Source organism: Tautonia rosea (assembly GCF_012958305.1).
Classification (GTDB): Bacteria; Planctomycetota; Planctomycetia; order Isosphaerales; family Isosphaeraceae; genus Tautonia; species Tautonia rosea.
In genome coordinates, this window is record NZ_JABBYO010000002.1 from 220,277 (window position 1) to 246,388 (window position 26,112).

At 60.1% G+C, this 26,112-nt stretch carries 26 protein-coding genes and 1 tRNA gene; 18 read left to right on the forward strand and 9 right to left on the reverse strand.

The genetic code is table 11. The features are described 5' to 3' along the window. Positions 1-16 precede the first annotated feature (16 nt). The 7 genes from moaA to HG800_RS03655 all read left to right on the forward strand — a co-directional run bounded on the left by moaA (position 17) and on the right by HG800_RS03655 (position 4,169). Positions 17-1,012: a GTP 3',8-cyclase MoaA gene (moaA, locus tag HG800_RS03625; RefSeq protein ID WP_169973868.1), complete on the forward strand. Its 996-nt coding sequence runs from the start codon at positions 17-19 to the stop codon at positions 1,010-1,012. 34 nt (positions 1,013-1,046) lie between these two features. Continuing rightward, entirely contained in the window at positions 1,047-1,367 is a 321-nt protein-coding gene (locus HG800_RS03630) for a hypothetical protein (RefSeq protein ID WP_169973870.1), read from the forward strand. A gap of 133 nt (positions 1,368-1,500) precedes the next feature. Further along, on the forward strand, positions 1,501-2,088 hold the full coding sequence (locus tag HG800_RS28135; RefSeq protein WP_390622614.1) for a maltose acetyltransferase domain-containing protein: 588 nt from the start codon (positions 1,501-1,503) through the stop codon (positions 2,086-2,088). A 178-nt stretch (positions 2,089-2,266) separates the two neighbouring features. Then, a complete protein-coding gene (locus tag HG800_RS03640; protein WP_169973872.1) occupies positions 2,267-2,689 on the forward strand; it encodes a YkgJ family cysteine cluster protein in 423 nt (140 codons plus the stop codon). Further along, entirely contained in the window at positions 2,686-3,258 is a 573-nt protein-coding gene (locus HG800_RS03645; RefSeq protein WP_182830348.1) for a hypothetical protein, read from the forward strand. The genes HG800_RS03640 and HG800_RS03645 overlap by 4 nt, the downstream gene beginning before the upstream one ends. 60 nt (positions 3,259-3,318) lie before the next feature. Continuing rightward, on the forward strand, positions 3,319-3,720 hold the full coding sequence (locus tag HG800_RS03650; RefSeq protein WP_169973874.1) for an HU family DNA-binding protein: 402 nt from the start codon (positions 3,319-3,321) through the stop codon (positions 3,718-3,720). A 215-nt stretch (positions 3,721-3,935) separates the two neighbouring features. After that, entirely contained in the window at positions 3,936-4,169 is a 234-nt protein-coding gene (locus HG800_RS03655) for a hypothetical protein (protein ID WP_152051901.1), read from the forward strand. 136 nt (positions 4,170-4,305) lie between these two features. On the opposite strand, the gene tal is transcribed toward HG800_RS03655, so the two are convergent. Both tal and HG800_RS03665 read right to left on the reverse strand, forming a co-directional pair. Continuing rightward, on the reverse strand, positions 4,306-5,457 hold the full coding sequence (gene tal, locus HG800_RS03660; RefSeq protein WP_169973876.1) for a transaldolase: 1,152 nt from the start codon (positions 5,455-5,457) through the stop codon (positions 4,306-4,308). A gap of 320 nt (positions 5,458-5,777) precedes the next feature. After that, positions 5,778-7,028: an FG-GAP repeat domain-containing protein gene (locus HG800_RS03665; RefSeq protein ID WP_169973878.1), complete on the reverse strand. Its 1,251-nt coding sequence runs from the start codon at positions 7,026-7,028 to the stop codon at positions 5,778-5,780. A gap of 308 nt (positions 7,029-7,336) precedes the next feature. Here HG800_RS03665 and HG800_RS03670 point away from each other — a divergent pair, with 308 nt between their 5' ends. Next, a complete protein-coding gene (locus HG800_RS03670) occupies positions 7,337-8,143 on the forward strand; it encodes a peptidase (protein WP_315851963.1) in 807 nt (268 codons plus the stop codon). A gap of 11 nt (positions 8,144-8,154) precedes the next feature. Here HG800_RS03670 and HG800_RS03675 read toward each other — a convergent pair whose 3' ends face one another. Beyond that, complete coding sequence (locus HG800_RS03675; RefSeq protein WP_169973880.1) at positions 8,155-8,463, reverse strand: hypothetical protein; 309 nt, start codon at positions 8,461-8,463, stop codon at positions 8,155-8,157. Between the two features lie 622 nt (positions 8,464-9,085). Between HG800_RS03675 and HG800_RS03680 the strand changes: the two genes are divergently transcribed. After that, positions 9,086-11,764: an FG-GAP-like repeat-containing protein gene (locus HG800_RS03680; protein WP_169973882.1), complete on the forward strand. Its 2,679-nt coding sequence runs from the start codon at positions 9,086-9,088 to the stop codon at positions 11,762-11,764. A gap of 130 nt (positions 11,765-11,894) precedes the next feature. Here HG800_RS03680 and HG800_RS03685 read toward each other — a convergent pair whose 3' ends face one another. Together HG800_RS03685 and HG800_RS03690 are read right to left on the reverse strand one after the other, a co-directional pair. Further along, entirely contained in the window at positions 11,895-13,208 is a 1,314-nt protein-coding gene (locus HG800_RS03685; protein WP_169973884.1) for a Gfo/Idh/MocA family protein, read from the reverse strand. Positions 13,209-13,318: 110 nt separating this feature from the next. After that, positions 13,319-14,359 (reverse strand): glycoside hydrolase family 5 protein, encoded by a 1,041-nt coding sequence (locus HG800_RS03690; protein WP_169973886.1) that lies wholly within the window; start codon positions 14,357-14,359, stop codon positions 13,319-13,321. 224 nt (positions 14,360-14,583) lie between these two features. Between HG800_RS03690 and HG800_RS03695 the strand changes: the two genes are divergently transcribed. Together HG800_RS03695 and lpxA are read left to right on the forward strand one after the other, a co-directional pair. Beyond that, positions 14,584-15,630: a Gfo/Idh/MocA family protein gene (locus HG800_RS03695; protein WP_169973888.1), complete on the forward strand. Its 1,047-nt coding sequence runs from the start codon at positions 14,584-14,586 to the stop codon at positions 15,628-15,630. A 181-nt stretch (positions 15,631-15,811) separates the two neighbouring features. Next, on the forward strand, positions 15,812-16,636 hold the full coding sequence (gene lpxA, locus HG800_RS03700) for an acyl-ACP--UDP-N-acetylglucosamine O-acyltransferase (protein ID WP_235963233.1): 825 nt from the start codon (positions 15,812-15,814) through the stop codon (positions 16,634-16,636). Positions 16,637-16,732: 96 nt separating this feature from the next. Here the strand turns inward: lpxA and HG800_RS03705 are convergent, their stop codons facing one another. Next, positions 16,733-17,137: a hypothetical protein gene (locus HG800_RS03705; protein ID WP_169973890.1), complete on the reverse strand. Its 405-nt coding sequence runs from the start codon at positions 17,135-17,137 to the stop codon at positions 16,733-16,735. Between the two features lie 219 nt (positions 17,138-17,356). Between HG800_RS03705 and HG800_RS03710 the strand changes: the two genes are divergently transcribed. The 6 genes from HG800_RS03710 to HG800_RS03735 all read left to right on the forward strand — a co-directional run bounded on the left by HG800_RS03710 (position 17,357) and on the right by HG800_RS03735 (position 21,990). Next, positions 17,357-17,971 carry a hypothetical protein gene (locus HG800_RS03710; protein WP_169973520.1) on the forward strand — a complete coding sequence of 205 codons (615 nt, stop codon included), beginning with the start codon at positions 17,357-17,359 and terminating at the stop codon, positions 17,969-17,971. 188 nt (positions 17,972-18,159) lie between these two features. Next, positions 18,160-18,654, forward strand: a complete 495-nt coding sequence (locus tag HG800_RS03715) for a hypothetical protein (protein WP_169973893.1) — start codon at positions 18,160-18,162, stop codon at positions 18,652-18,654. Between the two features lie 17 nt (positions 18,655-18,671). Continuing rightward, entirely contained in the window at positions 18,672-19,781 is a 1,110-nt protein-coding gene (locus tag HG800_RS03720; protein WP_169973895.1) for a hypothetical protein, read from the forward strand. A gap of 23 nt (positions 19,782-19,804) precedes the next feature. Next, on the forward strand, positions 19,805-20,935 hold the full coding sequence (gene ribD / locus HG800_RS03725; RefSeq protein WP_315851964.1) for a bifunctional diaminohydroxyphosphoribosylaminopyrimidine deaminase/5-amino-6-(5-phosphoribosylamino)uracil reductase RibD: 1,131 nt from the start codon (positions 19,805-19,807) through the stop codon (positions 20,933-20,935). Positions 20,936-21,148: 213 nt separating this feature from the next. Next, the gene (locus HG800_RS03730; RefSeq protein ID WP_169973897.1) at positions 21,149-21,841 is read left to right on the forward strand and encodes a redox-sensing transcriptional repressor Rex; all 693 of its coding nucleotides are present in this window, start codon (positions 21,149-21,151) and stop codon (positions 21,839-21,841) included. 77 nt (positions 21,842-21,918) lie between these two features. After that, positions 21,919-21,990 (forward strand) — tRNA-Gln (locus HG800_RS03735). Positions 21,991-22,084: 94 nt separating this feature from the next. Here HG800_RS03735 and HG800_RS03740 read toward each other — a convergent pair. Beyond that, positions 22,085-23,230, reverse strand: a complete 1,146-nt coding sequence (locus tag HG800_RS03740; protein ID WP_169973899.1) for a sialidase family protein — start codon at positions 23,228-23,230, stop codon at positions 22,085-22,087. Between the two features lie 146 nt (positions 23,231-23,376). Here HG800_RS03740 and HG800_RS03745 point away from each other — a divergent pair, with 146 nt between their 5' ends. Beyond that, positions 23,377-23,961, forward strand: a complete 585-nt coding sequence (locus tag HG800_RS03745) for a methylated-DNA--[protein]-cysteine S-methyltransferase (protein ID WP_169973901.1) — start codon at positions 23,377-23,379, stop codon at positions 23,959-23,961. Here HG800_RS03745 and leuD read toward each other — a convergent pair. Together leuD and leuC are read right to left on the reverse strand one after the other, a co-directional pair. Next, positions 23,916-24,587 (reverse strand): 3-isopropylmalate dehydratase small subunit, encoded by a 672-nt coding sequence (leuD, locus tag HG800_RS03750; RefSeq protein ID WP_169973903.1) that lies wholly within the window; start codon positions 24,585-24,587, stop codon positions 23,916-23,918. The two genes, HG800_RS03745 and leuD, sit on opposite strands and share 46 nt — an antisense overlap. 5 nt (positions 24,588-24,592) lie before the next feature. Beyond that, positions 24,593-26,005 (reverse strand): 3-isopropylmalate dehydratase large subunit, encoded by a 1,413-nt coding sequence (gene leuC, locus HG800_RS03755; RefSeq protein ID WP_169973904.1) that lies wholly within the window; start codon positions 26,003-26,005, stop codon positions 24,593-24,595. Between the last annotated feature and the right edge of the window lie 107 nt (positions 26,006-26,112).

The following is a 26,112-nucleotide window of genomic DNA, read 5'->3' on the forward strand; positions in this document are numbered from 1 at the left end:
CCGCGAGCTTGACGCCATGGCAACCGATCGGCTCATTGACCGCTTCGGACGGCTTCACAACAACCTCCGGATCAGTGTCACCGACCGTTGCAACATTCGCTGCACCTACTGCATGCCCGAGCAGGTCCAGTTCCTCCCGCGTAAGGAATTGCTGAGCTTCGAGGAGATCGAGCGTTTCGTTCGGGTGGCGACGACCCTCGGCATTACGAAGCTTCGCCTCACTGGAGGCGAACCGCTTGTGCGTCGAGACTTGCCTGTTCTGATCGAGAAGCTGGCGCAAATACCCGGCATCATCGATGTTGGTCTGACGACAAACGGCATTCTCCTTGCCCCGATGGCCCGAACCCTCTTTGACGCGGGGCTGAGGCGGATTAACGTCAGCCTCGACACGATGGACCCCGATCGTTTCGAGCGGCTGACCCGCCGACCGGGGTTTGAGAAGGTCATCGAAGGCATTCTTGCTGCCAAGGAGGCCGGGTTTGACCCCGTGAAGGTCAACGCGGTGGCGATTAAGGGCGAGACGGATGAGGATGTCGTTCCGCTGGGCCGATTCGCTCGCGAGCACAGGCTGGAACTTCGATTCATTGAGTACATGCCCCTCGACGCCGGCAATGCCTGGGAGCGGGATAAGGTGCTCTTTGCGTCAGAGATACTGGAGTTGCTTTCAAACACTTTCGGTCCACTCACCCCAGCACCTGATCAGGATCCAAGAGCGCCAGCCGTTGACTATGATTACGTCGATGGCGGTGGGCGGGTCGGTCTGATCGCCTCCGTGAGCCGCCCTTTTTGCGGTAGTTGCAACCGAGTGCGGATTACGGCCGATGGAAAGCTTCGCAACTGCCTGTTTGCCCTCGATGAAACGGACATACGGGCCTTGATCCGTGGTGGAGCCTCCGACCTCGACCTGGCCAGCGCCCTGCGAGACAGCGTGGCCGCCAAATGGGAGGGGCATCAAATCAATGCGGCGAACTTCATCAAGCCAGAGCGTCTGATGCACTCGATCGGCGGCTGACACGGGGGGATCTGGGATGAACCGAGCGGTCTCGATGCTTGGTCAACCGATTGCCCTGGCAATCGTGGTCTCGGGAATCGTTGCGACTCTCGGTCTTGTGTCGTGGAGCGTTTGGGAGGGAGGGAGTCGGGCCAATCGTGTTCCGGTGTTCGGATATGCGTTTTTCCTGGCCTGGTTCGGGACGGGACTTGCCCTTGCGGTGAGGCTCCCCGTCTTTCGCCTTTTTCGAGCTTCCAGACTGCTCGCTCTGATCAGCCTTGCGGGGTTCTTCCTGGGATGGCTTATCAGTCCGGAGGGGATGTTCCGGGCCTGGTCGGTGGTCTCCTCCTCATGGTTCTCGGGGTCTGCGCTCTGATTGGGTTTGTCACGGCAAGCATCGGTTGGTGGACCTTGTTCCGTCGTTCACTTGTCGGTCACTCTGACGATCAACTTGGTCCTCGGTGATCGTGACGCAGTTGTTCTCCTCTTGGAGCGAAGCCTTGGAACCGATCCGGACCGAACGCGACAAAATGCTCGCTGGAGAACTGTATCTCGGTTTCGATCCGGCCCTTGTGGCGGCTCGGAGGCGTGCCCGGGTCCTGATGGCTGCCTATAACAGTTCAGGGCCAGACGAGGAGGAAAAGCGGGAGCAGATCCTTCGCCGGCTGATCGGAAAGGTTGGATCCGGTGTCTGGATCGAGCCGCCGTTCTCGTGCGACTACGGAGAGTTCATTGAACTCGGGGACGGAGTCTATCTGAACTTCCACTGCATCTTTCTCGACTGCAACTGGATCCGGGTCGGCGACCGGACGATGTTCGGGCCCGCGGTTCAGGTCTACACGGCCTCACATCCGGTTTCGGCCGCCGAGCGACGCAAGGGGCCGGAGATGGCGTATCCGGTGACGATCGGCAGCGATGTCTGGATCGGCGGCGGGGCAATCATCTGTCCGGGGGTGACGATCGGCGAAGGCTCGACCATCGGCGCTGGGAGTGTGGTGACGAAGAACGTGCCGCCGAATGTTCTCGCTGTCGGCAATCCGTGTCGGGTCATTCGGGATCTCTTTGGAGAATCCCGTGTGGACGGATCGGCCGTGTGAGGAGGATCAACGCCGTCGATCGGGCAACCTGGGAAAGACGTTTCCGTACGCAAACTGCTCCGAATTGACGACTTGTGATGATCGGCCTTGAGCCTTTCGCGGGCGGTTGATATGCTCGGATCGCTGAACGTTCCTCCTGAGAACGCCCCCAATTGACTTGCACGATCCCGGCCCGATCATGAACTCCGAAACCGGCGCACCCTGGTATCGAGACGGCTTGCGGTTCACCTGCACTCAGTGCGGCAACTGCTGTACGGGAGCTCCCGGTTACGTCTGGGTCAGCGGCGACGAAATCGCGCGGCTGGCTGAGCAGACCGGACTTTCGGTCGAACAGTTCGCCCAGCAGTACGTCCGTCAGGTCGGCCGGCGCTACAGTCTTGTCGAGCGGCCCAACGGCGATTGTATTTTCTGGGATCGCACCGCCGGTTGCACCGTCTACGAGGCCCGGCCGATCCAGTGCCGGACCTGGCCTTTCTGGTCCGAGAATCTTGAAACCCCCCAGGACTGGGATGACGTCCGCCAGACTTGCCCCGGATCCGGCCAGGGGCAATGGTACAGTGTCGAGGCCATTGAGGCCGCCGCATCGCGGACGGTCTCATGAGCGAGATCGAGAACTCAATTGCAGACACTGGCTCGTGGATTGATCCTGATCACGTCCGAGGCCCGCTCCAGGCGCTCTATGCAAAACTCGATTCTGAGATCACCGCCCACGGTCCCGTCTGCTTGGTGAGTGGTCGCTGCTGCCGGTTCAAGGAGTACGATCACACGCTCTTTCTGTCAGAGGCCGAAGCGTCGGTGTTGATCGCTGACGCTCCACCACCGACGCGACCGCTCGACGACGGTGCGACCTGTCCCTGGCAAGATGAGCAGGGGCGTTGTGGTGCTCGGACTGCTCGACCCCTGGGCTGTCGTGTTTATTTCTGCGATCCGAATTATGACGGACACGCGGAACGCTTGACCGAACGGTTTCTGGCTCAGGTCCGGAATCTGGTCGACTCGCTTGGTCTTCCCTGGAACTATGCGAGGCTGCATCATCACCTCCACGCTGCCGTGGCCTCGGGCCGACTGCGGATTGAGGCGGCAGGTGACGGGTTCCCCGAGGCACAGTCCGACGGCCCAGATGCGGTTCCCAGTTGGGATCCGCTTGACATTAGTCCAAGTGACCAATAAAGTTGAGCCGAACGTCCCCCTTGGGGTCGGGCCGAGCTGCTCCCGCTGGAGACTGCCATCGTGACGAAGAAAGAGATCGTGAAGAAGATCTCCGAGGAGATCGGGCTGACGCAGCTCAAGACCAAAGACATCGTTCAGCGCACGCTGAATGAGATCATAAAAACCTTGGTCGAGGAGGGTCGGATCGAGCTTCGCAACTTCGGCGTCTTCGAGGTCAAGCGACGCGCTCCCCGCAAGGCACGGAATCCTCGGACCGGCGACAAGGTTTCGGTTCCGGCCAAGAATGTCGTGACCTTCAAGCCGGGCAAGGAAATGGAAGAATTGGTCCGCAACATGGACCCTTCAAAACTTCCGCTGGAGAAAGACGACGGAGATTCCGATTTTGAAGGTGACGGGTCTGTCGATCCGGGTTCGGGAACCCCTCGGGTGCCTTCATCCGCTGGGGCAGACGCGAAACGCTGAGCGGTTCGCGACGTCCGGGCCGGGTTGGATCGGACAGGACGCCCATCGGGCGGTGGGCGTGCGTCGCGATGGGCGAGACCGGCTCCAGCCGGGTCGCGTCCCGATTTCGGAACGCCCCCACCGGACCGGCTCGGTTGCTGTCACCAGGCAGCAACCGGGTTCAGGAGGATTGCCCCGGTCCGGTCGATCCCGAACGGAGGCGGGAGGTATCTCTCATGCGGAAACCGTATTTGGCCCTAGCCCTGCTGGGGGCGGTCCTCGTCACGAGCGAGGGTTGTGCGCCCGTCCCCCTGCCGCGCTACGCGGCCTATCCGCCCAGGCGAGTCGAGCAATTGCTCGTCGACTCGGAAAACCTGAGGCAAATTGGCGACGAGTGGGAGCGGTTCTGGTTTCTTGATCAACCGTCTCACATGACGCCCTTCCGGACCCACGGTGGCCTCGGTCCCTGATCATTTCGGACCGGGATCACTCCGAGTTTGAGCCGCACATGATGACGGCCGGCGACCTTCCCGAGCAATCGAGAAGTTCGCCGGCCGTTTTGTCTGTCGCGCTCAAGCCGTCATTCAAATGCGGTAAAGACGTTCCTCAGCGGGCGAATTGCTCACGCTTCGCGCGGACGGCACCGTAGAGGTCGTCGAACGACTGGGCGAACTTTTCCACGCCGTCCTTCAAGAGGAAGTCGGTGACATCGTTCAGGTCGATACCGACCTCGGCAAGTTGGGCCACGAGGCTTTGGGCTTCGGCCATCTCCGTGGTGAGGGTGGGCTGATCGACGATCCGGCCGTGATCGCGGAAGGCGTTGTACGTTTCGGGTGGCATGGTGCTGACGGTGTCCGGACCGATCAGTTCATCGATGTAGAGAGTATCCGGATAGCTTGGATTCTTGGTGCCGACTGAGGCCCAGAGCAGCCGCTGGACACGAGCCCCCTTTGCGGCCAGGGCCTCCCATTCTGGACCGGAGAAGATTCGCTCGTAAACCGCATAGGCATTCTTGGCGTTGGCGATCGCGGCTTTACCCTGAAGCGATTCGAGAAGAGCCTTGCGGCCTTCGTCCGTTTCCTGGGCAATCAATGCGTCGAGCCGCTTATCGACTTCGGTATCGATCCGAGAGACGAAGAAACTGGCGACCGAAGCAATGTGATCAACCGATTGCCCTGCATCGATTCGACGCTTCAGGGCACGAACGTAGGCCTGAGCCACGGCCTCGTACGCCTCAACACTGAACAGCAAGGTGACGTTGATATTGAGGCCATCCGCCAGCGAGTCCTCAATAGCTGGAACGCATTCGGGAGTCCCAGGAATTTTGATCATCGCGTTTGGCCGGTCGAGGCGTTGCCAGTAATGCTTGGCCTCCTCGGTCGTCTTTTCGCGATCGTGAGCAAGCAAAGGGGAAACTTCGAGGCTCACATATCCGTCGAGGCCATCGGTTCGGTCGTAAACGGTACGGAACAGCTCAAGCGCACCCTGAATATCGGCGACGACCAAATTCTGGTAAATCGTGTCGACATCGGCCCCTTCAGAAACCAGTTGCCGGGTGTCATCGTTGTAATCTGCACTATGGCCGATCGCCTTCTCAAAGATGGTCGGGTTCGAGGTGGCTCCCTGAAGGCCGTCCTCCTCAATCAGCCTGGCCAGCTCTCCCTGGCGGACGAACGCACGGCTCATAAAATCAATCCAGACGCTTTGCTTCTGGGCCTGGAGCTTTGACAGGGGGGTCGAGGCAGAGGCGGTTGCCATGTTTGGAACACTCCTGAGCGCGAATTTCAACAAAGATCGGTTCCTCGAATCAACTTCCACAATACCGCAAAAGACGAGCCGAGTCGAAGCCAGGCCGGTCGGTCCGAACCCAAACAGATGAGGTCAAAGTGCGTTGATTTCTGTTTTTCCGTTCTGTGGATCGAATGCCTCGTCCCCTGGGATGGAATCCCTGAATCGTTTGGGAGACCGACCCGATCAGTGACGTGCGACCTCAGTTCAAGTCTGAGGTTTCTTGGCTCTCAAAGGCGTCGATCCTCGGTGGGGACGAATCACCGACGATCGACGCGGGGAGAGAGTGTTCATGACGTCTCTGGATTCTCAAGCCAGTAGAGCCCGCTCTTGCCGGGGCAGAGCAGGTCGAGGTCGCCGTCTCCGTCGAGATCGACCGCCATCATTTGTAAGCCTGTCCCGGCGGTACCTCGGGGAAAATCATTGAGCGCATTCCGATCGCCGGCGCGGTCTGGGGGAGGGGCATTCGTCGCCGGTTCGCCCTGATAGATCAGCGATCGGGTCCACTGGCCCGCCTCGCGATCGAATTGATACGAGGCGATGATCGGCGCGTCGGTATCTCCCGGCTCGACCTCGTGGCCGTAGATTCGGGTGCCGGTGACCAGATGATCCTCTTGCCCGCTCCCGTCGAGATCAGCCCAGAGCAAGGTGTGAGCCTGGTGGATCGAATCATCAATGAACATCGGCTCAGACCAGCTTCGGCGGCCCTCGTCGTCTTGCTCTTGCTTGATCCAGTAGAGGCCATAGTTGTGGCCCATCCCGTAAATCACATCTGAGAGATCGTCCCCATCGACGTCCTTGGCGAGAATTTGAATTCCGGTGGCCATATCGTTGGGTCGATCCGGATGGCCGCCAAGCAGGGACCACTCCGAATGGAAGGTCCAGGACTCGCTCAACGGAGCTTCAGGAGACTCGAACCAACCCTTTGGTGTGAGGATGTCGATCCTTCCATCGCCATTGACATCCCCGGAGCCAACGCCGTGTCCAGCCTGCTCGGCTCCCAGCTCGACCTTGGTCCACGAGGCGTTCGGCCCCGGATTCTCAAGGCGGTAGAACACGACCACGTTCACCGGGTTCGGCAGGACTTCAAGCTGGCCGTCGCCGGTCAGATCAACCATCCAGGCAGCTTCACTCGGTCCCGGAAGGTCGATCTCGTGATAGGTCCAGAGCGCTCCGAACTCTCCCGGATTCTCGACCCAGCCCACATCGCGGCCGAAGTAAGAGCACGTGACGTAATCCATCAAGCCATCGCCGTTCACATCGACTGGCAAGGTGGCGAAGCAGTTGAAGTACGTGCCTCGTTGCGTGACCTCTCGAACCTTGTACGAGGTCTGAAACTCCGGACCTCGATACCAGGTTTCGCCACAGACGACGTCGAGGATGCCGTCTCCGTCGACGTCGAATGCGCCCGCCGCTTCAAACGGGCTGCGGTCGTTGATCGTGTGCTTCGTCCATCCCGATGCATCGGTTGATGTTGCGGGATTCGATGAACCGACCAGGATCATCGACACCATCGCCACGTGAGAAATCAAAGCTGTCATTGCGAAGTCCTCTCGGGTTGGTCTCCTCCATTAAAGTTTAACGGTTCAGCCGGTTCATTGCATCGATCGAATGCAGAGGGGTCCTATTTCTTCGCCACCACTGACGTATCCGCTCATCCCCTTCCGCGAGCCGGACTCTGCAACGCGTGCTGCACTCAACATTCCCTTCGTCCAGGTTGCGGTTTATCGAGGAGATCGTTCCCGTTTGTCCACGTCGGCTTGCGAAGCGTGGCGGCACCGTGGTATTCAGGTTCGCTGGTGAAGGCGATTCCACGAAAGGTCCCGACCCTTCACTCCGAGAAAATGGGGTGGCGTCCTCCAAGGACTTCGACGACCCGTTCAGCAGCGATGACTCAATCACGACGGAGGAGATGGCCCGGATGACGTACTGCCTGGGAATAATCACGAAGGACGGTTTCGTCGTCGCGTCGGACTCACGAACCAATGCGGGATACGATCAGGTTAATGTGTGTAAAAAAATGCACACATTTGAGGTTCCTGGCAGTCGGGTATTCGTGCTGATGACGAGCGGGAGCCTCTCCTGCAGTCAGTCGCTGATGGCGTTGCTTCGACAGGATTTTGAACAGGGGAACGGGCTCGCCTCGTGCGAGACGATGTACGATGCCGCTCGGGTGGTTGGTGCCAAGGTACGTCGAGTTGCCGAGCTGGATCGAGACGCGTTGGAACAGGACAAATACCGGTTCAACGTCCACACAGTGCTCGCCGGGCAGATCCGTGGTCAGCCACACGATCTGTACCTGATCTATCCGCAGGGCAATCCGCTTCGAGCCTCCGAGGAATCGCCCTACTTGCAAATTGGTGAGTGCAAATATGGTCGGCCGATTCTCGATCGTGGGGTTCGCTTCGAGCGAACGACGCTTGAGGATGCAGCCTTGTATGCGCTGATCTCGCTCGATTCAACGATGCGATCGAACGTTACCGTCGGGCCCCCGATTGACCTCTTGATCTACACGCGCGACGAGCTTCAACTGTGCCGTCGTCGTCGCTTTGCCGAACGAGATCCAGACCTCGCGGCCATTCATGAGCAATGGGAGCACGCCTTGCAGCAAGCTGTTCAGGAGTTACCGGGAATCCGCTTTGATCCCGAATCCTGAGCGATGAGGGGTCATCTCTCGTCATCCTCATCGTCTTCGGTGTCGTGGACTTCCCAGTTGAGTCCGGTCGCTGCTTGATCAAGCAGACCAAGTGCGATTGAGGGATCATGGGCTCGGAGTTCGGCATGCAGGGCAGTCAGGATCGATCCTTCGACCACGGCCAGTAAACGGGTTTCGATCGAGTCAATCAGGAGCCAGGTTTCTTCATGATCCTCAGCGTGAATCGAAGGCGGATATCCGAGCTGTTCGAACTGTTTTTTCCAGTCGTCGATCGACCGGGAGGGAGCATTCCAGGCGGGAATCAAGAGTCGCTCGATCACAGGATCTTGTCTCGTGGGTCAAGTCGTCCAAGAAGTGTCGTACAGCTTACGCAATTCCTGCTCCCAAGTCTTGAGGATCAGTTCGAGGGTGACCTGATTTCAGGACAGGGAACTTTGCCCGGACGCCGTCGACTCCGAGAAACTCGTGAGTGTTCGATTCGAAAACGGCCGGGCGGAGAACTTCAACCTGTCGAACCCAAGGCCATTGATTTGATGAGAATTCTCAATCAATATTAAGGGTGCTTTTAGTCGATGCTTCAGGTGCGCCGATTCAAAAGATGGGCAACCGGCCCATTCCAGCGATGGCTTCGGCACTGTTTCGTCCCTACCTCTCTCAATCGTTCCGTGATTCATTGGCGTCATGGCGACCCACGTTTCCTGTCCGCTCGCATGACGTCGATCACTTTCCTCCGCCCGTCTCGCCTGATTCGGGAATGTTTCGATGATTGCCTCGCCGACTGGCTCGGGCGTTGTTCGTGAACGGTCCAGGACCTCGAGGGGCCACTCTCGCCGTCGAAACGTTCTTCGACCATGCCTTGAGCCGCTGGAAGGACGCACGCTTCTCGACGGCTCGATCGACCTCAACTTCGGTCGGGCCGATCTTCCAGGTAGGGGTACGGCGGTGATTGCCGACCTCGCGGAAATCAAGGGCATGGCGGTGCAGGCTGATGGCGGTTCGGTTCTGGTGGGCACGATCAGTCGCGCTGGAAACGATGATTTCGTCGTGATCCGCTTTGAGCCAAATGGTCAGCTCGACACGAGCTTCGGCACGATGGGGATGACCATCATTGCCTTTGATCTGGGTGCCAACGAGAGCGACCGTGCTCAGGGGGTTGCGGTCCAGCCCGATGGGAAAATCCTTGTGGTCGGACCTGTCGAGCAGCCGGGTGGCCAGCGGGATTTTGGAATCGCGAGGCTCGAGGCCAACGGCCAGATTGACCTCCAGTTCGGGATCGCTGGCCGCATCGTGGTGGGATTCAATCGGAGTCCGATTGTTACCGAGCAAGACGACATTGCCAGGGCGGTCGTTGTGCAGCCTGATGGCAAAATCCTGGTCGTAGGTTCGGTCGATGATCTCGGAGACGAGAACGATTTCGGCCTGGTACGCCTGAACCCCGACGGGGCCCTTGATTCGACCTTTGCCGAGAGTGGTCGAGCCGTCATCGCGTTTGATCTCGGTGCCTCTGCCGAGGATCAAGATGATGATGCAACAGGGGTGGCTGTGCAATCTGATGGACGGATTGTGGTCACGGGTTCCGTACGCACCATGCAGCGACATCGCGATTTCGGTTTCGCGAGACTGAGGCCGGAAGGTGATCTCGATCTCTCGTTCGGGCAAAACGGTAAGGTCGTTCTGGGGTTTGACCTCGGCAGCACTCCCGATCGGCGGCATGATGATCCGACCGCACTTGTCATCCAGCCAGATGGCAAGGTTGTCGCCGCCGGCACGATCCTGCGTGACAACGGCCAGAGCGATTTTGGCATTCTCAGGCTCAACGCCAACGGAACCCCGGACCCGTCGTTTGGTCAGAACGGCCGAGTCCACGTCAATGTCGGTGCCGGTGATCGCGATCTCGCCGTTGCGTTGGCACACCAGGGAGATGGCCGGCTCCTCGTTGCTGGGGACGTCCAAAGTGCCCGTGGTGATTCGGATTTTGGGGTGATTCAACTGTCCTCGACCGGCCAACTTGTGGGAACGTTCGGGCAGAACGGCCGGGTGATCATCCCGTTCAATCTCGGGCCGCGATCATTTGATCACGACCGAACTCGGGGTGCAGGTTTGGACGGTAATGGGGCCCTTCTGGTTGCCGGTCAGGTGGACGATGGTCAAGGCGATCTGCTGGCTGGAATCACTCGGCTTTTTGTGGACCGTAGCCCAACAACCGTCCTCCGCGTTGGGCCGGTTGTGCCCGATGTAAGGCGGTTCCCTGTGTCCTCGGTCGACGTTCAATTCAGTGAAGCGATTCTCCCGTCCAGTTTCCAGGTCTCCGCACTCCGATTGCTTCGAAACGGCGAACAAGTGCCTCTTGGTCCCGGGGTGACTCTGGTGAACTCGCCCGGGTCTCCCGCGATTTTTCGGATTGATGGACTTTCTGAAGCAACTGCCCGGTCTGGAACTTACGAGCTGTGGGTCGATGCCAGTGGAGTCCAAGATCTGGCCGGAAACCCGGGGCAAGGAGCGTCCTCAACCGTCTACTCTGTCCGTCGCAAGGCGGTGCCGGCCGATTATGATGGCGATGGCATTTCAGATGTCTCGACCTATTCGGTCGTCGGAGGGATCGGCCGCTTCGAGATCTGGCAATCATCCGATCAGCGATTTCGAGTCGAGGAACTTGGGTCATCGGGCGATTTTCCGGTCGACGCGGACTTCGATGGCGACGGGATCATCGATCTGGCTGTGTTCGGCTACACCCCTTCTCTCGGCTATGCTCGGTTCCTTTATCGACAATCAAGCGATGGAGCGACCCGTTCGATTCCCTTCGGAGGTCCCTTTGACTTTCCCCTCGCAGGAGACTTCGACGGTGATGGACTCACCGACATTGCCGTTTTTGGATTCAGCCCGAATGAAGGGTTCAGCCGATTTGGCATCCTGCTCTCGGACACCAGGCAGGCATTTAGCCGACCTTTTGGGGGACCATTCGATTTCCCGGTGACCGGCGATTTCGACGGGGACTGGCGAACCGACATCGCCGTCTACGGCTACAGTCCTAGGAATGGGTACAGTCGCTTCGCCATTCTTCCTTCGATGCCGAATGATCTGACGTTTTCCCAGGCGGTTGGCGCTTATCCTGTGCCGTTCGGGGGGCTGAACGACTCTCCCGTGGTTGGGGATTTTGACGGTGATGGACGTACCGATCTGGCCGTCTATGGGTATAGCCCGCGCAATGACTTTTCTCGATTCGGAATTCTTTTCAGCTCCGGCCACCCGACAATGACCTTTCCCTTCGGAGGCTCGGGCGACGTGCCCGTTGCCGGGGATTACGATGGAGACGGTCGCACCGATCTGGCTGTGTTCGGCTTTAGCCCGAACAACGGATTTCACCGCTTTGCCATCCTTCCCTCGGGAGGAGCACCGGCGAGAACCGTTCGCTTCGGCAGCTTCGGAGCGATCGGCTTGCCTGCCTTCCCAGGATTGTTTCCGCTCTCGGGAAACGCGGCGATGACGGGGTCGATGGCCTCTGTAAGCCGCCTTGCCTCTGCCCCGGTTGAACTGCCCCAAGCGTCTGAGCGCTGGGAGCGGTGGATGACTCGCCATCGGACTCGTCTGAGGTCGCTCACTGGGTTCGAGAAAACCGGCTGAAGCCTCTCCCTCCCTTCTCATTCAAAATCCTGAGAAACGTCAACAGGGGAGCGCCGGCAGATCATGCCGGGCTCTCCCCGGATGCGTTGGCCCAAGGCAGCGGTCATCGGGCATGGGAAGGGTTCGGGGATCAAACCTTCGGCAAGTCCCAGGGCTTGCGGTATTCGTTCCGGAACAAATGGCCGTTCGCTTCTTCAGAGTTCGTGAAGCGTTCGGCTCCGCTGTCCCACTGCAACGCCTCTTGCGTTCGGAGGGCGATGTTGCCGAGGTGACCGACCGCCGTCAGCTCGTGGCCATAGCGGAAGTTGCAGGAGCAGAGTTCACGAGATTTGATCTTGTTGAGCCACTCGCGATGGTGCCCCGGAGATCGCGGCAGGGTCGGCTCAGGCTCGACGATCTCCTCGCCGGGATTGGGAATGATCACGTAATCGTTGTAGTGGCCGTGAAGCGTTCCCTTGGTGCCGACGAACTCGATCCCAGACGATCGGCCTCGGAATCCGTGGGGTGCGCTGGTCTGAAGACTCCAGATGAGTTGCCAGTCCGTCGGGAATCGGTAGATGACTTCCAGCGTGTCGGGCGTTTCGCCGTTGTCATCGAGCGCGTAGCGGCCTCCGCTGGCCACGATGAATTCCGGGGCCTTGGCCTTCATCCCCCAGAGGACCGGATCGACCAGGTGGCAGACGAAGTCCGACAGGAACCCGCCGCCATAGTCCCAGAAAAACCGCCAGTTGAAGGTGAACCGATTGGGGTTGAATGGACGCTCAGGCGCCGGCCCAAGCCACATGTCGTAATTGCATCCCGCTGGAGGCGTGCCGTTCTCTGGCGTGCCGAGGAAGTCGCTCTTGCCATCGCGGGCCATCCAGACCCGAGCCTTGGTGATCTTCCCGAGGCAGCCCGACTGGACGATCTCGGCGATCCGATGGTAGTTGTCGGTCGCGTGGATCAGGTTGCCCATCTGGGTCACGCGCTGGTGTTTTTCCGAAGCCTTTGCGACGAGGCTTCCCTCGCCGATCGACCAGGCAAGCGGCTTCTCGCAGTAGACATCCTTGTCAGCCTGACAGGCGAGGATGCTCGGGATTGCGTGCCAGTGGTCGGGCGTGGCGATGACGACCGCGTCAATGTCCTCTCGGTCGATGACGCGGCGGAAATCGTCGTAAACGTCCGGGTTCCCGCCGGAGGTGGAGACAGCCTCCAGAGCGTGCGGTTCGTACACATCGCAGACGGCGGCAATCCGAACGTCGTCGAAGCGCTTGAACGTATTGATCAAGCCTCGCCCCATGCCTCCCGTGCCGATAAATCCGAGCGTGATCTGCTCGTTTGGCCCAGGGTGTCGGGGCCTCGGGTGCGGACTCGGGGTTGCTGCTGAGACGGCACCGGCCGCAAGGGCTCCGGTTGCCAGGGCTGAGGATGCGAGGAAATTGCGACGGGAAATCGGATCGGTCATGGTGCTCCTCCTGGGATGAAGTCGCACCATAATCCCGCGCGAATCCGTCGGAGGAAACCCGCCACCGCCCTTGATCTTCGAGCGATGGGTGAGCCGGTCTTCGTTTGACTTCAGGGGCAATCTCCCACCCTGCTCGTCGGAATCAGGGCGTTCAGGAGTTCCGGTCTCCAGCGCCCTTCTTCCCGATCGAATGCGCCGAAGCCCGAGCCGAACTCCCAGTAGGCCCATGAAAACCCCCGCTCTTCTGCCTGCCTGGCGATGAACGCGGTCCATCGGGCTCGAGAAGCGAGGTCGGCCCTGGAATAGGCCCCGAATTCGCCGAGGTAAATCGGTCGATCGTGCTGCTTTGCCCACGCGACGACCTGGTCGAAGGCCGACGTGACCTCGGCTTTTTCCGAGTCCGAACCGTCCCAGGAAGTTCCGAGCCACCGACCGGAGTTTTCGACCCATTCGGCCCCCTGGTGGGTGAACGGGAACGGATCGTAGTAGTGGAAGGTGGCGATCAGACGGCGGTCGTCCTCGGGGAGTTGAAGCGACTCGAGCGACCGATAATTATTCCAGGAGGCGGGCCCAAGCATGACGATCCGATCCGGATTCGACACGCGGATCACCTCCAAAGCCTCGACGAGCAAGGAGTTCCACCGCTCGGTGTCGAGGTTGCCGTGCGGCTCGTTGAGCAGTTCGAAGACGACCGAGCCGGGCAGATCCTGATAACGCTCGGCCACCTGCGTCCAGAGGCTCAGGAACCGCGATCGCTCGGCCTCCGGGTGCTCATAAAGTTCCTCGAAGTGGTGAACGTTGACCACCGTTTGCAATCCCCGAGAGATCGCCTGGTCAATGGCCCAGTCCACGCGATCGAAAAAGGCGGGATCGATGATGTAGGGAGCCTCTCGCTTCGCATGATTCGACCAGCGAATCGGAATACGAACCGAGTCGAATCCGGCTTGCTGGATCGCTTCAAAAAATGATTCCTCCAGGACCATTCCCCATTCCCCTTCCCGAGGGGCTTCCAGGGCATTGCCGAGATTGATGCCGCGACCCAGGCGGCGATTCTGTTCTGCAGCGGGATCCTCGGCTTGAACCGCTGAGGACGGAAGACCGGTAAGTGTGACCACGGAAATGATGAGGACCAGTCGAGTGATGCAAATCATCGCGAGGGACTCCCTGGGAGCAAGGCTCCGGAGGAGATCTCCGGAGATTCCAATGGCTTTCTCTCGTGCAATCCGATTCCAAGACGAAGCTTCCGGACCTGCCGACGCCCGGCCTTGTCAGGGCATCGACGGCGTGCTATGGTGCCCTCCATCATAGGTCAGGGCTTCCTCTTGAGGAGGTTCTGTCCGGTTCGAACGATGTCTCGCGACTCCGGGATGGTGCGATGGTCGGGATCGGGATCGTCGGCATCGGCTTCATGGGCATGATCCACTTCCTGGCATCCCGCAAACTCGCGGATGCTGAAGTGGTTGCCATCTGCAGCCGTGACCCCAAGAAACGATCGGGTGACTGGACCGGGATCCAGGGAAATTTCGGACCGAAAGGCACACAGATGGACCTTTCGGGAATCAGTGCCTACGCGGAGTTCGATGAACTCCTCGCTGACGATCGCGTTCAACTGGTCGATCTCTGCCTGCCGAACGAGCAGCATGCGGACATGGCGATCAAGGCCCTTGAGGCCGGCAAGCATGTGCTCGTCGAAAAGCCGATCGCTCTGTCAACCGACGATGCCGACCGCATGGTCGCCGCCGCTCAGAAGGCAGGCCGACTCTTGATGGTTGCTCACGTCTTGCCATACTTCCCGGAATTCGCCTTTGCCCGAGACGCAGTGGCCTCGGGACGTTACGGTCGGCTCAAGGCGGCGCACTTTAAGCGAGTCATCTCCAAGCCGGACTGGTCAAGCGGTGTGGCCGATCTTCAAAGTAACGGCGGACCCGCGATTGACCTGCACATTCACGACACTCATTTCATCGGACTCGTGTGCGGTGTACCGAAGGCCGTGCAGAGCAGAGGCGTGTCTGAGGATGGTGTGGCGCTTCATCTGACCACTCAGTACCTCTACGAAGATCCGGACCTGGCCGTCTCGGCCGTTTCCGGGGCCTTGAGCCAGTCGGGCCGCCCCTTTACTCACGGTTACGAACTTTACCTGGAAGGGGCGACCCTCGCCTTCGAGTCCGCAACCCTCGGCGATCAGTTCCATTTGGCGATGCCCGTCTCGGTGATCTTACCGAATGGTCAGGTTGAACACCCGGAACTGGGGAGTGGAGACCCGATCGACGCGTTCGCTCAGGAGATCGGTGCCGCCGTGGCGTCGGTCCAATCGGGAGTGCCCGCAGCCGAACTTTCAGGAGAACTGGCTCGACAAGCCCTTGTCCTCTGTCATGCCGAGGTGCAGAGCGCCCGGTCGGGTCAACCGGTCCCTTTGTCATGAGCGGGGGCGGGTCAGACCGATTGCTTTTGATGACCTCGTTCGGTGATTCGAAAGCGACTCACCTGATCTAGACCGCATCTCGGTCTCAATCAGTCGTAATCACGGTGGTCGGACTGCCGATGATTTCGTTCGCAAGAGGGCGACAGGATGTTGCCCGCGGCCGCAGCAGGAGGCACTGGCGATGCCGATGACACTCGCGGACTCGGAACTGATCCACCCGACGGCCGTCATTAGCGCTGAGGCCGTTCTGGCCCCTGACGTCCAGGTCGGTCCCTTTGCAATTGTTGAAGGGCCGGTCTCTATCGGTCCAGGGTGTGTGATCGAAGGCCACGCCTGCCTGACTGGCCCGATGGAGTTGGGGCGCGACAACTTTATCGGTCATGGTGCCGTGTTAGGCAAGGCTCCCCAGCATCGTCGCGATCCTGGTGATTCCACCCGCCTGGTCATAGGTGATGGGAATGTCATGCGGGAATATGTGACGATTCACCGGGGCACCGCGGCCCGAGGTGAGACCCGAATCGGCCATCGCAACTACCTGATGATCGGTTGCCACATCGGGCATGATGCGATCGTCGGAGACGGTTGTACGATCGTCAATGGTGCCTTGATCGGGGGGCATGCCGAACTTCAGGACGGTTGTATTCTCTCGGCTCACGCCGCCGTGCAGCAGCACGTTCGGATCGGCCGACTCGCCATGATCGGCGGGTTGGGCTCGACGACCAAGGATGTTCCTCCCTTTGTCCTGTTGCAAGGGTACAACGCCGTCTCCGGGCTGAACCTGGTTGGATTGCGACGGGCAGGCTTCTCGGTCAAAGCAATTAATGCGCTGCGTGATGCGTATCGGATTCTCTACAAGGAGGGCCGGACCCGGACAACAGCCATGGATCAGATCGAAGCCGATCTCGGCCACGTTGCCGAGGTGTCCGAGTTCGTCTCGTTCATCCGTCAGAGCAGTCTTGGGATCAATCCGGCCCGAGATGCCGACCGGATCCATCGAACGTTCTAAAGCGACCTTCGGGACGGCTGCGATGGGGAAGTCAATCGGGGTGAGACGTGACGGGAATCGACGCTGACGCCTCGTCGCAGAAATCCAGTCCGATCGTCATCCTGACCGAAGGGAATCGGGGTCTTCGGTTCCGCGCTCGTCAGCAGGTTCCAATCCCGGAGCATTCTTGGCGTTTTCTGCGTCGGTCTCGGTCTGCGCTTCGGCGTCATTCAACGGGGAGGGAGACCTGTCGCCCAGAGAATCAAGGCCTCCTGGGGGAGGGGTCTGACCTCGGTCGAGGGCATCTTGAATCTGGCGGTACTCCTCGGTGCTGATTTCTCCGGATTCATAGGCATCCCGGAACAAATCAGCCTGCTCAGCCCTGGAATCGGACGATCGGGTCGTGAGCCGTCTCCGAGAGATGGTGATCAACTGGATGCCCAGCGCGACGATGACGAGTAGAGTGGCCATCAGAAGCATGGCCTTGAGTAATTCCCAGGTCTTGGGGTCAAATTCTGGCATCGATCATGGATCTCAATCAGGGATGACCTGCTCACCCGTCATGATCCGCGCGTTGCGCCAACTCGGATCCCAAAGCACACCGATGGGAGTGGTTGGCCTGAGGCGGGGTGGGCGATATACTCAAAATACCGTGTCCTGCTCAAATCGGCGAGGTTTTGCAACCGGGGATGGTCCCCGGCCGATTGCCCCTCCCGCCTCGAACCGAGTGAGGTGGCTCTTATGGCTCGATTCCGGATCGGTCTCGTCGTCGCGATTGGCATTCTGGCCATCTCCCCTTCGGCTCGGGCTCAGTTCATCCCGAATTTGCCTCCTGGGTTTGGTACGGGTCAATTCGACCCGTTCAGCGCTTACTACGGGTACTACTTGCCAAGAAACCAGGCCATCGCCGCGCAGTTGGCCGGTGGATCGAACGAAGCCATTAACCTTTATTCCCAGGCTCGGCGTGCGAATGCGGAATCCGCGCGTGCCAGCGCGTTGTATGAGATGGAGGATCCCTATCGGATGGTCCCCCTCGAAGACCGGCCATACACGCGCCCTGCCACCGTGCTTCTACCCGGACAGGCTGCTGGCCCCGCTCCCGGCGGATATTTCGGCCGATCTCAGCGTTACTTCTATGGCGCTCGTACAGGAGCACCGGGAGAAACACGGGGCGCTTCGTCGGCTCGGGTCCCCCAGGCACGTGGCGTCGGCCGCATGGGTGGGATGGGTGGTCGCATGGGTGGGATGGGCGGAGGCATGGGCGGGATGGGCGGAGGCATGGGCGGGATGGGCGGGATGGGCGGGATGGGCGGGTTCGGGCGAGGAATGGGAGGATTCGGAGGGGGATTCCGTTGAGTCCTCGCACGTGAGCGTTCTCTTGCCGATCCGATCTGTCGAGAAGGGAAATCCAATCGATTTCTGACTCAATCGCTCAGGTCAAAGTCAACGCTTCATGGGATCGCATTCGAGTGGTCGGAGAATGATCTGGAGGAAGGATTCGAACGTGTTCGAAGCTTCCTCCTGAACGTCTTGAGGTTGGCACCATGGCGGATCATCTGAGACTTACCGCCGACGAGCGCGCCGACCTCGTTGCGTTTCTCGATGGTGAACTCGCTGAGGAGCGGGTTCGTCTCCTTGAGGAGAAGCTGACTCGGAGTCTCTCGGGACGTCGGGAGATCGAATCGCTCAAATCGACCTGGGATCTTCTCGACCTTTTGCCTCGATCTCCGGCAGACGACGCGTTTACAGAACGGACGATCACACTTGCTTCGGAACGTCCTGCTGGAGATGACCGACTCGTCGGGGCTGCTCGGACGTTTGTCCGTCGGTGTGTCAGTCTATTGATCGTTCTCGCAGTGCTGACTCTGAGTTCTCTGGTTGGATACACCGTAACCCGATGGGTCTGGCCAGATCGCACCGCTCGGCTTGCTCATGATCTGACGATCGCTGAACGCCTGGACGATTATCAAGCAGTGGGTCAGTTCGATTTTCTCCGGCGCCTTGACGAATCAACCCTGTTCAAGGAGGCGTCGGACTGACCGGCGATGGTGGAGTGATGATGATCGGTCTGCGGACATTTGCCGCAATGATGCTCTCGGCCACGGCGTTGCCAGTGGTGCTGACGCCCCTGTCGCCTGCCATCGATCGATTGGCCGGTATGCCGCTGCAGACCAGGCTGGAGCTGTCTAAATCACTCGAACGCTTTGAACAGCTGCCGACTGCCGAGCAACAGGCAATCCGGGAACTCGACCGCGAACTGTCGAAGCTTGATCCCGAGGAGCGCAAGCGATACCTCGACCTGATGCGACGCTTCGGAGCCTGGTTCCACCGACTTGATGAAGAAACCCGCCTCGCGTTTCAGTCGGCCTCCTCCGAAGATCGGTTTGTCATCCTCCGCCAGGAGCTTGGTCCCGACTCAGCTCCCGAGTCGCCTGGACTCGATATGGCCGTCTGGTTTCGGGCCGACACCTTTAATCCCGTCCCGCTCTACGATGCAGTGACCTTGATGCGGGTCTGGGCTTTACTCGATGACGCGGCACGTCGTCAGGTCGAAGTAGCGCGCTCTCTGGACGAGACGATCACCTTGCTTCGTCAGTTTGCTCGTGATCGCCAAATCGAACCATCTCCCGAGGTGCGCGAAGCCTTTCGAGCGATCCTTGAGGACCAGGGGAGACTCGGCCAGCGAGGAGTCCGTTTGTTGCCCGAAGTCCCCGACCTGGGAGCCTGGCTGCTCGATGGTGAAGATCCGAGTGAGAACCGGCCTTTCGGAGGTGGGCCAGGCAACTTCCCAAGACGACCTCCTGGTCCTTCGGGGCCCCAAGCCGAGGGAATGCGAATCAATGCCGCTCGATTGAGTGCGGCCCGGTTATCGCTCCTCCGCATCGCCGAAATGGAATATCTTCGAGTGCTTCGAGATCAGGCTGATGGGGCGGCACTTGCCGTACTGCCCTTATTCGAGGCGCGACTGCCCCAATGGTATCGTGATCTCCTCGACCCACTTCCTCCCGAGGTCGTTCGACTGCGTTTGCGAGCGCTTCGGCAACTCGCGCTCAACGATCCCGATCTGATGCGATGGCTTGAGCAGATTACGCCTGTCTCCGCTCCTGGAGCCGATGGTACTGCTTCGCCTTCCGAGGATCGCCCCTCGCTGGTCAGGCCGTTTTGAAGCGTTCGGAGTGTGGATCTGCCGTGCCAATCGTCACTGAGGAAGACCGCCGCTGGATGCGGCTTGCTCTGGCCGAAGCAGGCCGAGGGCTTGGATGGGTTGAACCGAATCCGATGGTCGGCGCCGTGGTCGTCCGCGACGGTAAGCTGGTGGCGGTCGGACATCACGCTCGGTATGGAGGTCCCCATGCCGAGGTCGTTGCCCTGCAGGCGGCAGGCGAGGCTGCTCAAGGTGCGACGCTCTATGTCACGCTCGAGCCGTGTTGCCACGTTGGAAAAACGCCTCCGTGTACCGATGCTGTCATTGCCTCGGGCATCACGAGGGTTGTCGCCGCGATGCGAGACCCCTTTCCACGGGTCGCCGGTGGTGGGTTTGCCCGACTGCGTGACGCAGGCCTGAAGGTGCAATGGGGGGTCGAGGAGACGGAGGCCAGGTTCCTGAATGCTCCCTATCTCAAACGCTTAACGGTCGGTCGGCCCTTCGTAACGGCCAAATGGGCCATGACGCTCGATGGGAAAACAGCTTGCCAATCCGGAGACAGCAAGTGGATCTCGAACCCGAGGTCCCGAAGCGTTGTGCATGCGTTGCGAGGTCGAATGGATGGAATCCTGGCCGGAATTGGCACCGTCTTGCTCGACGATCCCGAACTAACCGCTCGTCCCAATGGGCCGAGAAGTCCGACCCGCATTATCCTTGATTCAACCGCTCGATTGCCGATCGATTCAAAGCTTGCCCTGACGGCTCTTCGCGTTCCGGTCTGGGTTGTCGTTTCCCAAATGGCCCCCCCTGATCGGGTCCATTCGCTTCAGCAGATGGGAGTCGAGCTGATTCCAATGCAGGGCGATGGCCCGATTCCGATTCCCGATTTGCTCGACGAATTAGGGCGTCGTGGCCTTACCAATGTCCTTGTCGAAGGGGGAGGCCGGGTTCTCGGTGCCTTCCTCGACGCCGGAGAGGTCGACGCGGTCGAGGTCTTCATCGCGCCGACTCTTGAAGGCGGCTCGCATCACTTCACTCCCTTTCGGGGCCTGGGAGTGACCCGGATGGCCGAGGCACTTCGACTCACTCGACACCGTGTTTCGTTGCTTGATGGCGATGTTTCGTTGAGTGGTCAGATCGCTCGCCCGTGGTGGCAACTGACCGACAGCGCTTGACCACTCGCCTGGCTTCCCGATAATCTCAATAGGGTTGATTCGTCAGAAAAGACTGGTTTTTTGTTAGGCGAACAACGCGTTTTGGCGGCACGACACAGGATCGCGGTTGTGGCCCGTTTCCGATCATCCTGGCGGACCGATGCCCTCGCAAACGGAACGGCAGAACGAATCGGCCATCGATCGCCCCGTCCCCAACCAGGAGGGTCCGGTCTGGTGCGGGAGCCTCATCACGACAATCCGTCACCCAAGCCTGCGCCCAAGGCTGTGGTCGGGCGATTGAGCCTTTACCTCCGGCAGCTGGAAACCTTTGCCCGTCAAGGACGAGAAACAATATCGAGCAGTCAACTCGGCAAATCCTTGGGGCTCAATGATGCGCAGGTTCGAAAGGACCTGGCGTATTTCGGCCAGTTTGGGCAACCCGGTTTGGGCTACCGCATTGCTGACCTGATCACTGAACTTCGCACCATACTCGGCGTGGATCGTGACTGGCCGACCGCCCTGGTGGGACTCGGAAATCTGGGTCGAGCCTTACTCGGATATAAAGGGTTCCGGGTTCGACGATTTCATATCGTCTCGCTTTTTGACAATGATCCCAAGAAATTGGGCCATTGCATTGAGGGTTTGACTGTCAAACATCTCGACGAGCTTCCTCAGACCGTTGCATCCGAGGGACTGCGTCTGGCCATTATTTGTGTTCCGGCCGAGTCTGCTCAGCGAGTGGCGGATCAGTTGGTAGCCGCCGGGATCCGGGGCTTGTTAAACTTCACGCCCACGGCACTCTTTGTTCCGCAGGACGTCAGCGTCGTCGCGGTCGACCTGAGTGTTCAACTGGAACATCTGGCCTATTCCGTCCACAACCTGCAATCCTCGAATCGAGAAGCCGGTGACATCTCCGCGGCAAGTTGACGGATGAGGAGGGGTCGAACCTTTTCGACGCCCGCCTCATCTGATACACTAAATCTCTCAGTTGACTGACCGTCATTTACCCGGTGGTGAAATTGGTATCACAACAGGTTTTGGTCCTGTTTTTCCAGGTTCGAGTCCTGGCCGGGTAGCTTGCTCATTTCTCTTGGACGACTCGCATCCCTCTCCGGTTTTTTCACATTGCCTCACCGGACTCTGAGATCAACCGCGGGGGCTTGGTGTCGATCAGTTGTGCATCGCGTCGAGTTCGTCGAGTGAGAAGCGAACGCTGACGATGTACGGAGCCTCTCCCTCGGTCCAGTGGCCGTACGTCGTGGTGACGATCGTGCCATCGGGAAGGACCTCAACTCCCGGGTAGGCACAGTCTGCAGCCCGATGGTTCTTCATCAGGCGAACGCGATACTGACCCTCTCGCCCCTCGACGATGTCTTCGTAGGTCCCGACCCAGCCGACCCAATCTCCTTGAGTTGGACTCTCGCGTGTGGTGTCTCGGAAGGAGAGGAACAGTCGTCCATCGGGGGCGTATTTGCCCACGTGGCGGTCGCCGGTCAATGCGCCTGGGAGTTCTCTGGGTTTGCTCCAGGTGGCCCCTTCGTCGTCGGAAACGATCAGGAAGGAATTGTGCTGCCTGCTGTTTTCTCGGAGAAGGACGGCGATTTGGGAACCGTCTGGTGATCGGATCAGGCCGGGCTCGCAAAGGTGAGCGGTCGGATGCTCGGCGATGACCACCGGTTCACTCCACTTCAGGCCGCCGTCGGTGGAAAGGGTTTTGAAGACCTGGAAGGGTTTGCGCTGACCGTCTCCTCGAAGGAACCGGCCGTCGTCGTGAAAAAGGGCCATGTAACTGCCGTCCTTCAGGCGTTCAACCGACGACATGGCGACAATGCCCCCGAAGTCACCGATCGGCTCAAGCGGTGTCCAGTTCCGGCCGTCGTCTTCGCTGACCGCCATCCGAATGGGATAGAGTCCAGAGAAGAGGATCAGCCGTTTGGTTCCTTCATCATCGATCACGCGGTGAATCGTGGGAGTTTCCTGAGAGGTTGTCCAGTTCTCGGGGACCGGCAGGCGATCCGACCAGGATCGGCCCCCATCCTCGCTCCGTTTCATGACGATCGGTCCTCGACCGTGTCCTTTGGGGTAGACGATGATCATCGTCTGGCCGTCTTCGAGCAGGACGGTCGTCGGATGGCCGAGGTACTGACCCGGTTCACGGTCCACGACCACCTGGCGGTCCGATTGGTCGGCCAAATCGATCAGCGGAATGTCGTAACCGGGAGCCACGTCCGAGAGTTCTTCGCCTCGGGTTGCGGTCATCATGGTCAGCGTAATGAGGGCGATGGGCAGGAAAGGCGGAACAATCCGATCACGCATGACCAAGTTCTCCAGTAGTTCGGGGATGGTGTGGAGGTTGATCGTAGCGTCAGATGCGCGGTGATCGCTACCGGTTTGCCTCTCGGTTCGTGCTATAAAGTTCGAGAGAGAGGCCCCCCGTTGTTCCTCCAGGAGATCGAGGATTCATGCCAGGTTTCGAAAAACGCATCCTCGGACTCAAGAAGCCGACCGTCCTGACCACGGCTCAACTCAACACGCCGATCGGTCCGATGCTCGCCGGTCTCACGGACGAAGGGCTCGCGCTGCTCGAATTTACCGACCCCGAGCGGTTAACGGCACAGCTTCTGGCCACGAAGCGGTGGCTGGGTTGTACTGTCGAGGACGGTACTCATCTGCTCCTTGAGCAGCTTGCGACCGAACTGGACGAATATTTTGAGGGACGTCGTGAAGCATTTACGATCCCCCTGGTGCTTGCCGGTACTTCATTCGAACGAGACGCCTGGGGAGCATTGCAAGCGATTCCGTACGGCGAAACACGATCGTACGCCGAGCAAGCACGATCGATTGGTCGAGCGAAGGCCGTTCGCGCGGTGGGACGAGCGAACGGCCGGAATCGATTGGCGATTGTAGTCCCTTGCCACCGCGTGATTGCGTCAGGAGGCCGGCTGTGTGGTTACAGTGGAGGCCTTTGGCGCAAGCAATACTTGATTGAACTGGAATCGCATCACGCGCCGGGAGACGCTGCCCAGGCCGCCGCCTGCTGCTCGTAGGAAGTGATCTTGGCGTCGTGCTGCAGGGTCTCGCCGATGGCGTCGAGTCCGAGAAGCAAGCGATGACGGTCTCCCTCGGAAACGTCAAATGAGATCGCTGCGGGCTCTCCCTCCTTTGACGGGTGAAGATGGATTGTCCCAGCCTTCAGATCGATCGTTGCTTCGAGATCAGGATCTGATCGAGACAGATCGGCAATTGCTTTCCAATCGGCCTCGGGTAGTTCGATGGGCAGAAGACCATTATTGTAGGCGTTCCCCTCGAAAATATCGGCGAACCCCTCCCCTTTGATCGGGGCGATCAGGGCACGATAGCCGGCTTGCTGGACGGCCCAGACCGCATGTTCTCGGCTCGATCCGCAGCCGAAGTTTCGGCCGACGACGAGGATGGTCGCTCCCTTGGCCTCGGTCCGGTTGAGCGGGAAGTCGTCGGCAAGTGGGCCGTGCCGCTCGGGGGCGTCAGGCTCTGGAGCACCGCCGGGCACGTATTTCTTGTCGGCAAAGAGCAGGGGGCCGTACCCGGTTCGCTCAACCCGCTTCAGGTAGCGGGCCGGGATGATCAGGTCGGTGTTGACGTCGCTCCAGTCGAGCAGGGCGACCTTGCCGAGGTGGGTGGTGAAGGCGTCCATGTGCGTCAGTTTCCCCCGTTCAGGAGCGTACGAACATCGGTGAAATGGCCCGCGACGGCGGCGGCGGCGGCCATGGCGGGGCTGACGAGATGGGTACGGCCTCCGGGCCCCTGACGGCCTTCGAAGTTTCGGTTCGAGGTGCTGGCGGATCGCTGCCCGGGGGTGAGCTTGTCCGGATTCATCGCCAGGCACATCGAGCAGCCGGACATTCGCCACTCGGCCCCGGCCTCGGTGAAGATGCGGCCGAGCCCTTCGGCCTCGGCCTGGGCGCGGACGGCCTCGCTGCCGGGTACGACCATGGCCCGAACACTCGGACACACCTTGCGCCCCTGGAGCACGGCGGCGGCCGAGCGGAGGTCTTCGATGCGTCCGTTCGTACAGGAGCCGATGAAGACGACGTCGACCGGGATCTCGTTGATCGGCGTCCCGGGCTTCAGGCCCATGTAGGCAAGGGCTCGCTCGGCATCCTCGCGAGAGGCGAAGGGAACGTCGTTTGGGTCGGGGATCACGCCGGTCACATCGACGGTCATCCCAGGATTCGTTCCCCAGGTCACCTGAGGGACGAGCGAGGAGGCGTCGATAGTCAGGTGCTTGTCGAACGCCGAAGGGTCGTCGGTTCGGATGGCCTGCCAGTCCTTGACAGCGGCGTCGAACGCTGCTCCCTTGGGGGCAAAGGGGCGGTCTTCCCGTGAGAGGAAGGCAAAGGTGGTGTCGTCGGGCCCGATCATCCCGGCACGGGCTCCGGCCTCGATCGACATGTTGCAAATGGTCATACGGCCTTCCATCGAGAGGGCTTCGATGGCCGGGCCATAGTATTCGAAGACGGTCCCGGTACCGCCACCGGTACCGATGGCCCGGATGATCGCCAGGATGATGTCCTTCGGTTCCAGGCCGGGAGCGAGCCGCCCGGTGACCTCGATGCCGTACGACTTCGGCCGGAGCCCTTGCCAGAGCGTCTGGGTGGCCAGGACGTGCTCGACCTCGCTGGTGCCGATGCCGAAGGCGAGCGCGCCGAAGGCGCCGTGGGTGCTGGTATGACTATCGCCGCAGACGATCGTCAGGCCCGGGAGTGTGATGCCCAGTTCGGGGCCGACGACGTGAACAATCCCCTGGTGGCCGCTGCCGACGTCGTACAGGCGGACGCCGAATTCGCGGCAGTTAGCGCGAAGGGCCTCAACCTGTCGGCGAGAAAGCGCGTCCTTGATGTTGAGCTGGTCGTCGGTCGGAATATTGTGGTCGGGGGTCGCGAAGGTCAGGTCGGGCCGACGAACCTTCCGGCCCGTGAGGCGGAGCCCCTCGAACGCCTGAGGGCTTGTGACCTCGTGAACGAGGTGCCGGTCAATGTAAAGCAAGGTCGCGTCCTCGGTCGAGGTCACGACGTGGCGGTTCCAGACCTTCTCGAACAGCGTCGCGGGCATCGGGCGGGTCTCGATCGTTCAGGCTCGCTGGGGATCAATCACGGGGATAGGCCGACAGACGAAACGCAGAGCAACGGTTATCATACCGGATTGGTCCGCGGGATACA

Excerpts from the sequence above, each read along its gene's own strand:
- leuD (WP_169973903.1), bottom strand. The coding sequence starts at position 24,587 with ATGGACGCCTTCACCACCCACCTCGGCAAGGTCGCCCTGCTCGACTGG.
- HG800_RS03645 (WP_182830348.1), top strand. The coding sequence starts at position 2,686 with ATGAGCGAGATCGAGAACTCAATTGCAGACACTGGCTCGTGGATTGAT.
- HG800_RS03665 (WP_169973878.1), bottom strand. The coding sequence starts at position 7,028 with ATGACAGCTTTGATTTCTCACGTGGCGATGGTGTCGATGATCCTGGTC.
- HG800_RS03715 (WP_169973893.1), top strand. The coding sequence starts at position 18,160 with ATGGCGGATCATCTGAGACTTACCGCCGACGAGCGCGCCGACCTCGTT.
- HG800_RS03740 (WP_169973899.1), bottom strand. The coding sequence starts at position 23,230 with ATGCGTGATCGGATTGTTCCGCCTTTCCTGCCCATCGCCCTCATTACG.
- HG800_RS03685 (WP_169973884.1), bottom strand. The coding sequence starts at position 13,208 with ATGACCGATCCGATTTCCCGTCGCAATTTCCTCGCATCCTCAGCCCTG.
- HG800_RS03640 (WP_169973872.1), top strand. The coding sequence starts at position 2,267 with ATGAACTCCGAAACCGGCGCACCCTGGTATCGAGACGGCTTGCGGTTC.
- HG800_RS03720 (WP_169973895.1), top strand. The coding sequence starts at position 18,672 with ATGATGATCGGTCTGCGGACATTTGCCGCAATGATGCTCTCGGCCACG.
- HG800_RS03655 (WP_152051901.1), top strand. The coding sequence starts at position 3,936 with ATGCGGAAACCGTATTTGGCCCTAGCCCTGCTGGGGGCGGTCCTCGTC.
- tal (WP_169973876.1), bottom strand. The coding sequence starts at position 5,457 with ATGGCAACCGCCTCTGCCTCGACCCCCCTGTCAAAGCTCCAGGCCCAG.
- moaA (WP_169973868.1), top strand. The coding sequence starts at position 17 with ATGGCAACCGATCGGCTCATTGACCGCTTCGGACGGCTTCACAACAAC.
- HG800_RS03705 (WP_169973890.1), bottom strand. The coding sequence starts at position 17,137 with ATGCCAGAATTTGACCCCAAGACCTGGGAATTACTCAAGGCCATGCTT.
- lpxA (WP_235963233.1), top strand. The coding sequence starts at position 15,812 with ATGCCGATGACACTCGCGGACTCGGAACTGATCCACCCGACGGCCGTC.
- HG800_RS03695 (WP_169973888.1), top strand. The coding sequence starts at position 14,584 with ATGGTCGGGATCGGGATCGTCGGCATCGGCTTCATGGGCATGATCCAC.
- HG800_RS03630 (WP_169973870.1), top strand. The coding sequence starts at position 1,047 with ATGCTTGGTCAACCGATTGCCCTGGCAATCGTGGTCTCGGGAATCGTT.
- HG800_RS03690 (WP_169973886.1), bottom strand. The coding sequence starts at position 14,359 with ATGATTTGCATCACTCGACTGGTCCTCATCATTTCCGTGGTCACACTT.
- HG800_RS03710 (WP_169973520.1), top strand. The coding sequence starts at position 17,357 with ATGGCTCGATTCCGGATCGGTCTCGTCGTCGCGATTGGCATTCTGGCC.
- HG800_RS03745 (WP_169973901.1), top strand. The coding sequence starts at position 23,377 with ATGCCAGGTTTCGAAAAACGCATCCTCGGACTCAAGAAGCCGACCGTC.
- leuC (WP_169973904.1), bottom strand. The coding sequence starts at position 26,005 with ATGCCCGCGACGCTGTTCGAGAAGGTCTGGAACCGCCACGTCGTGACC.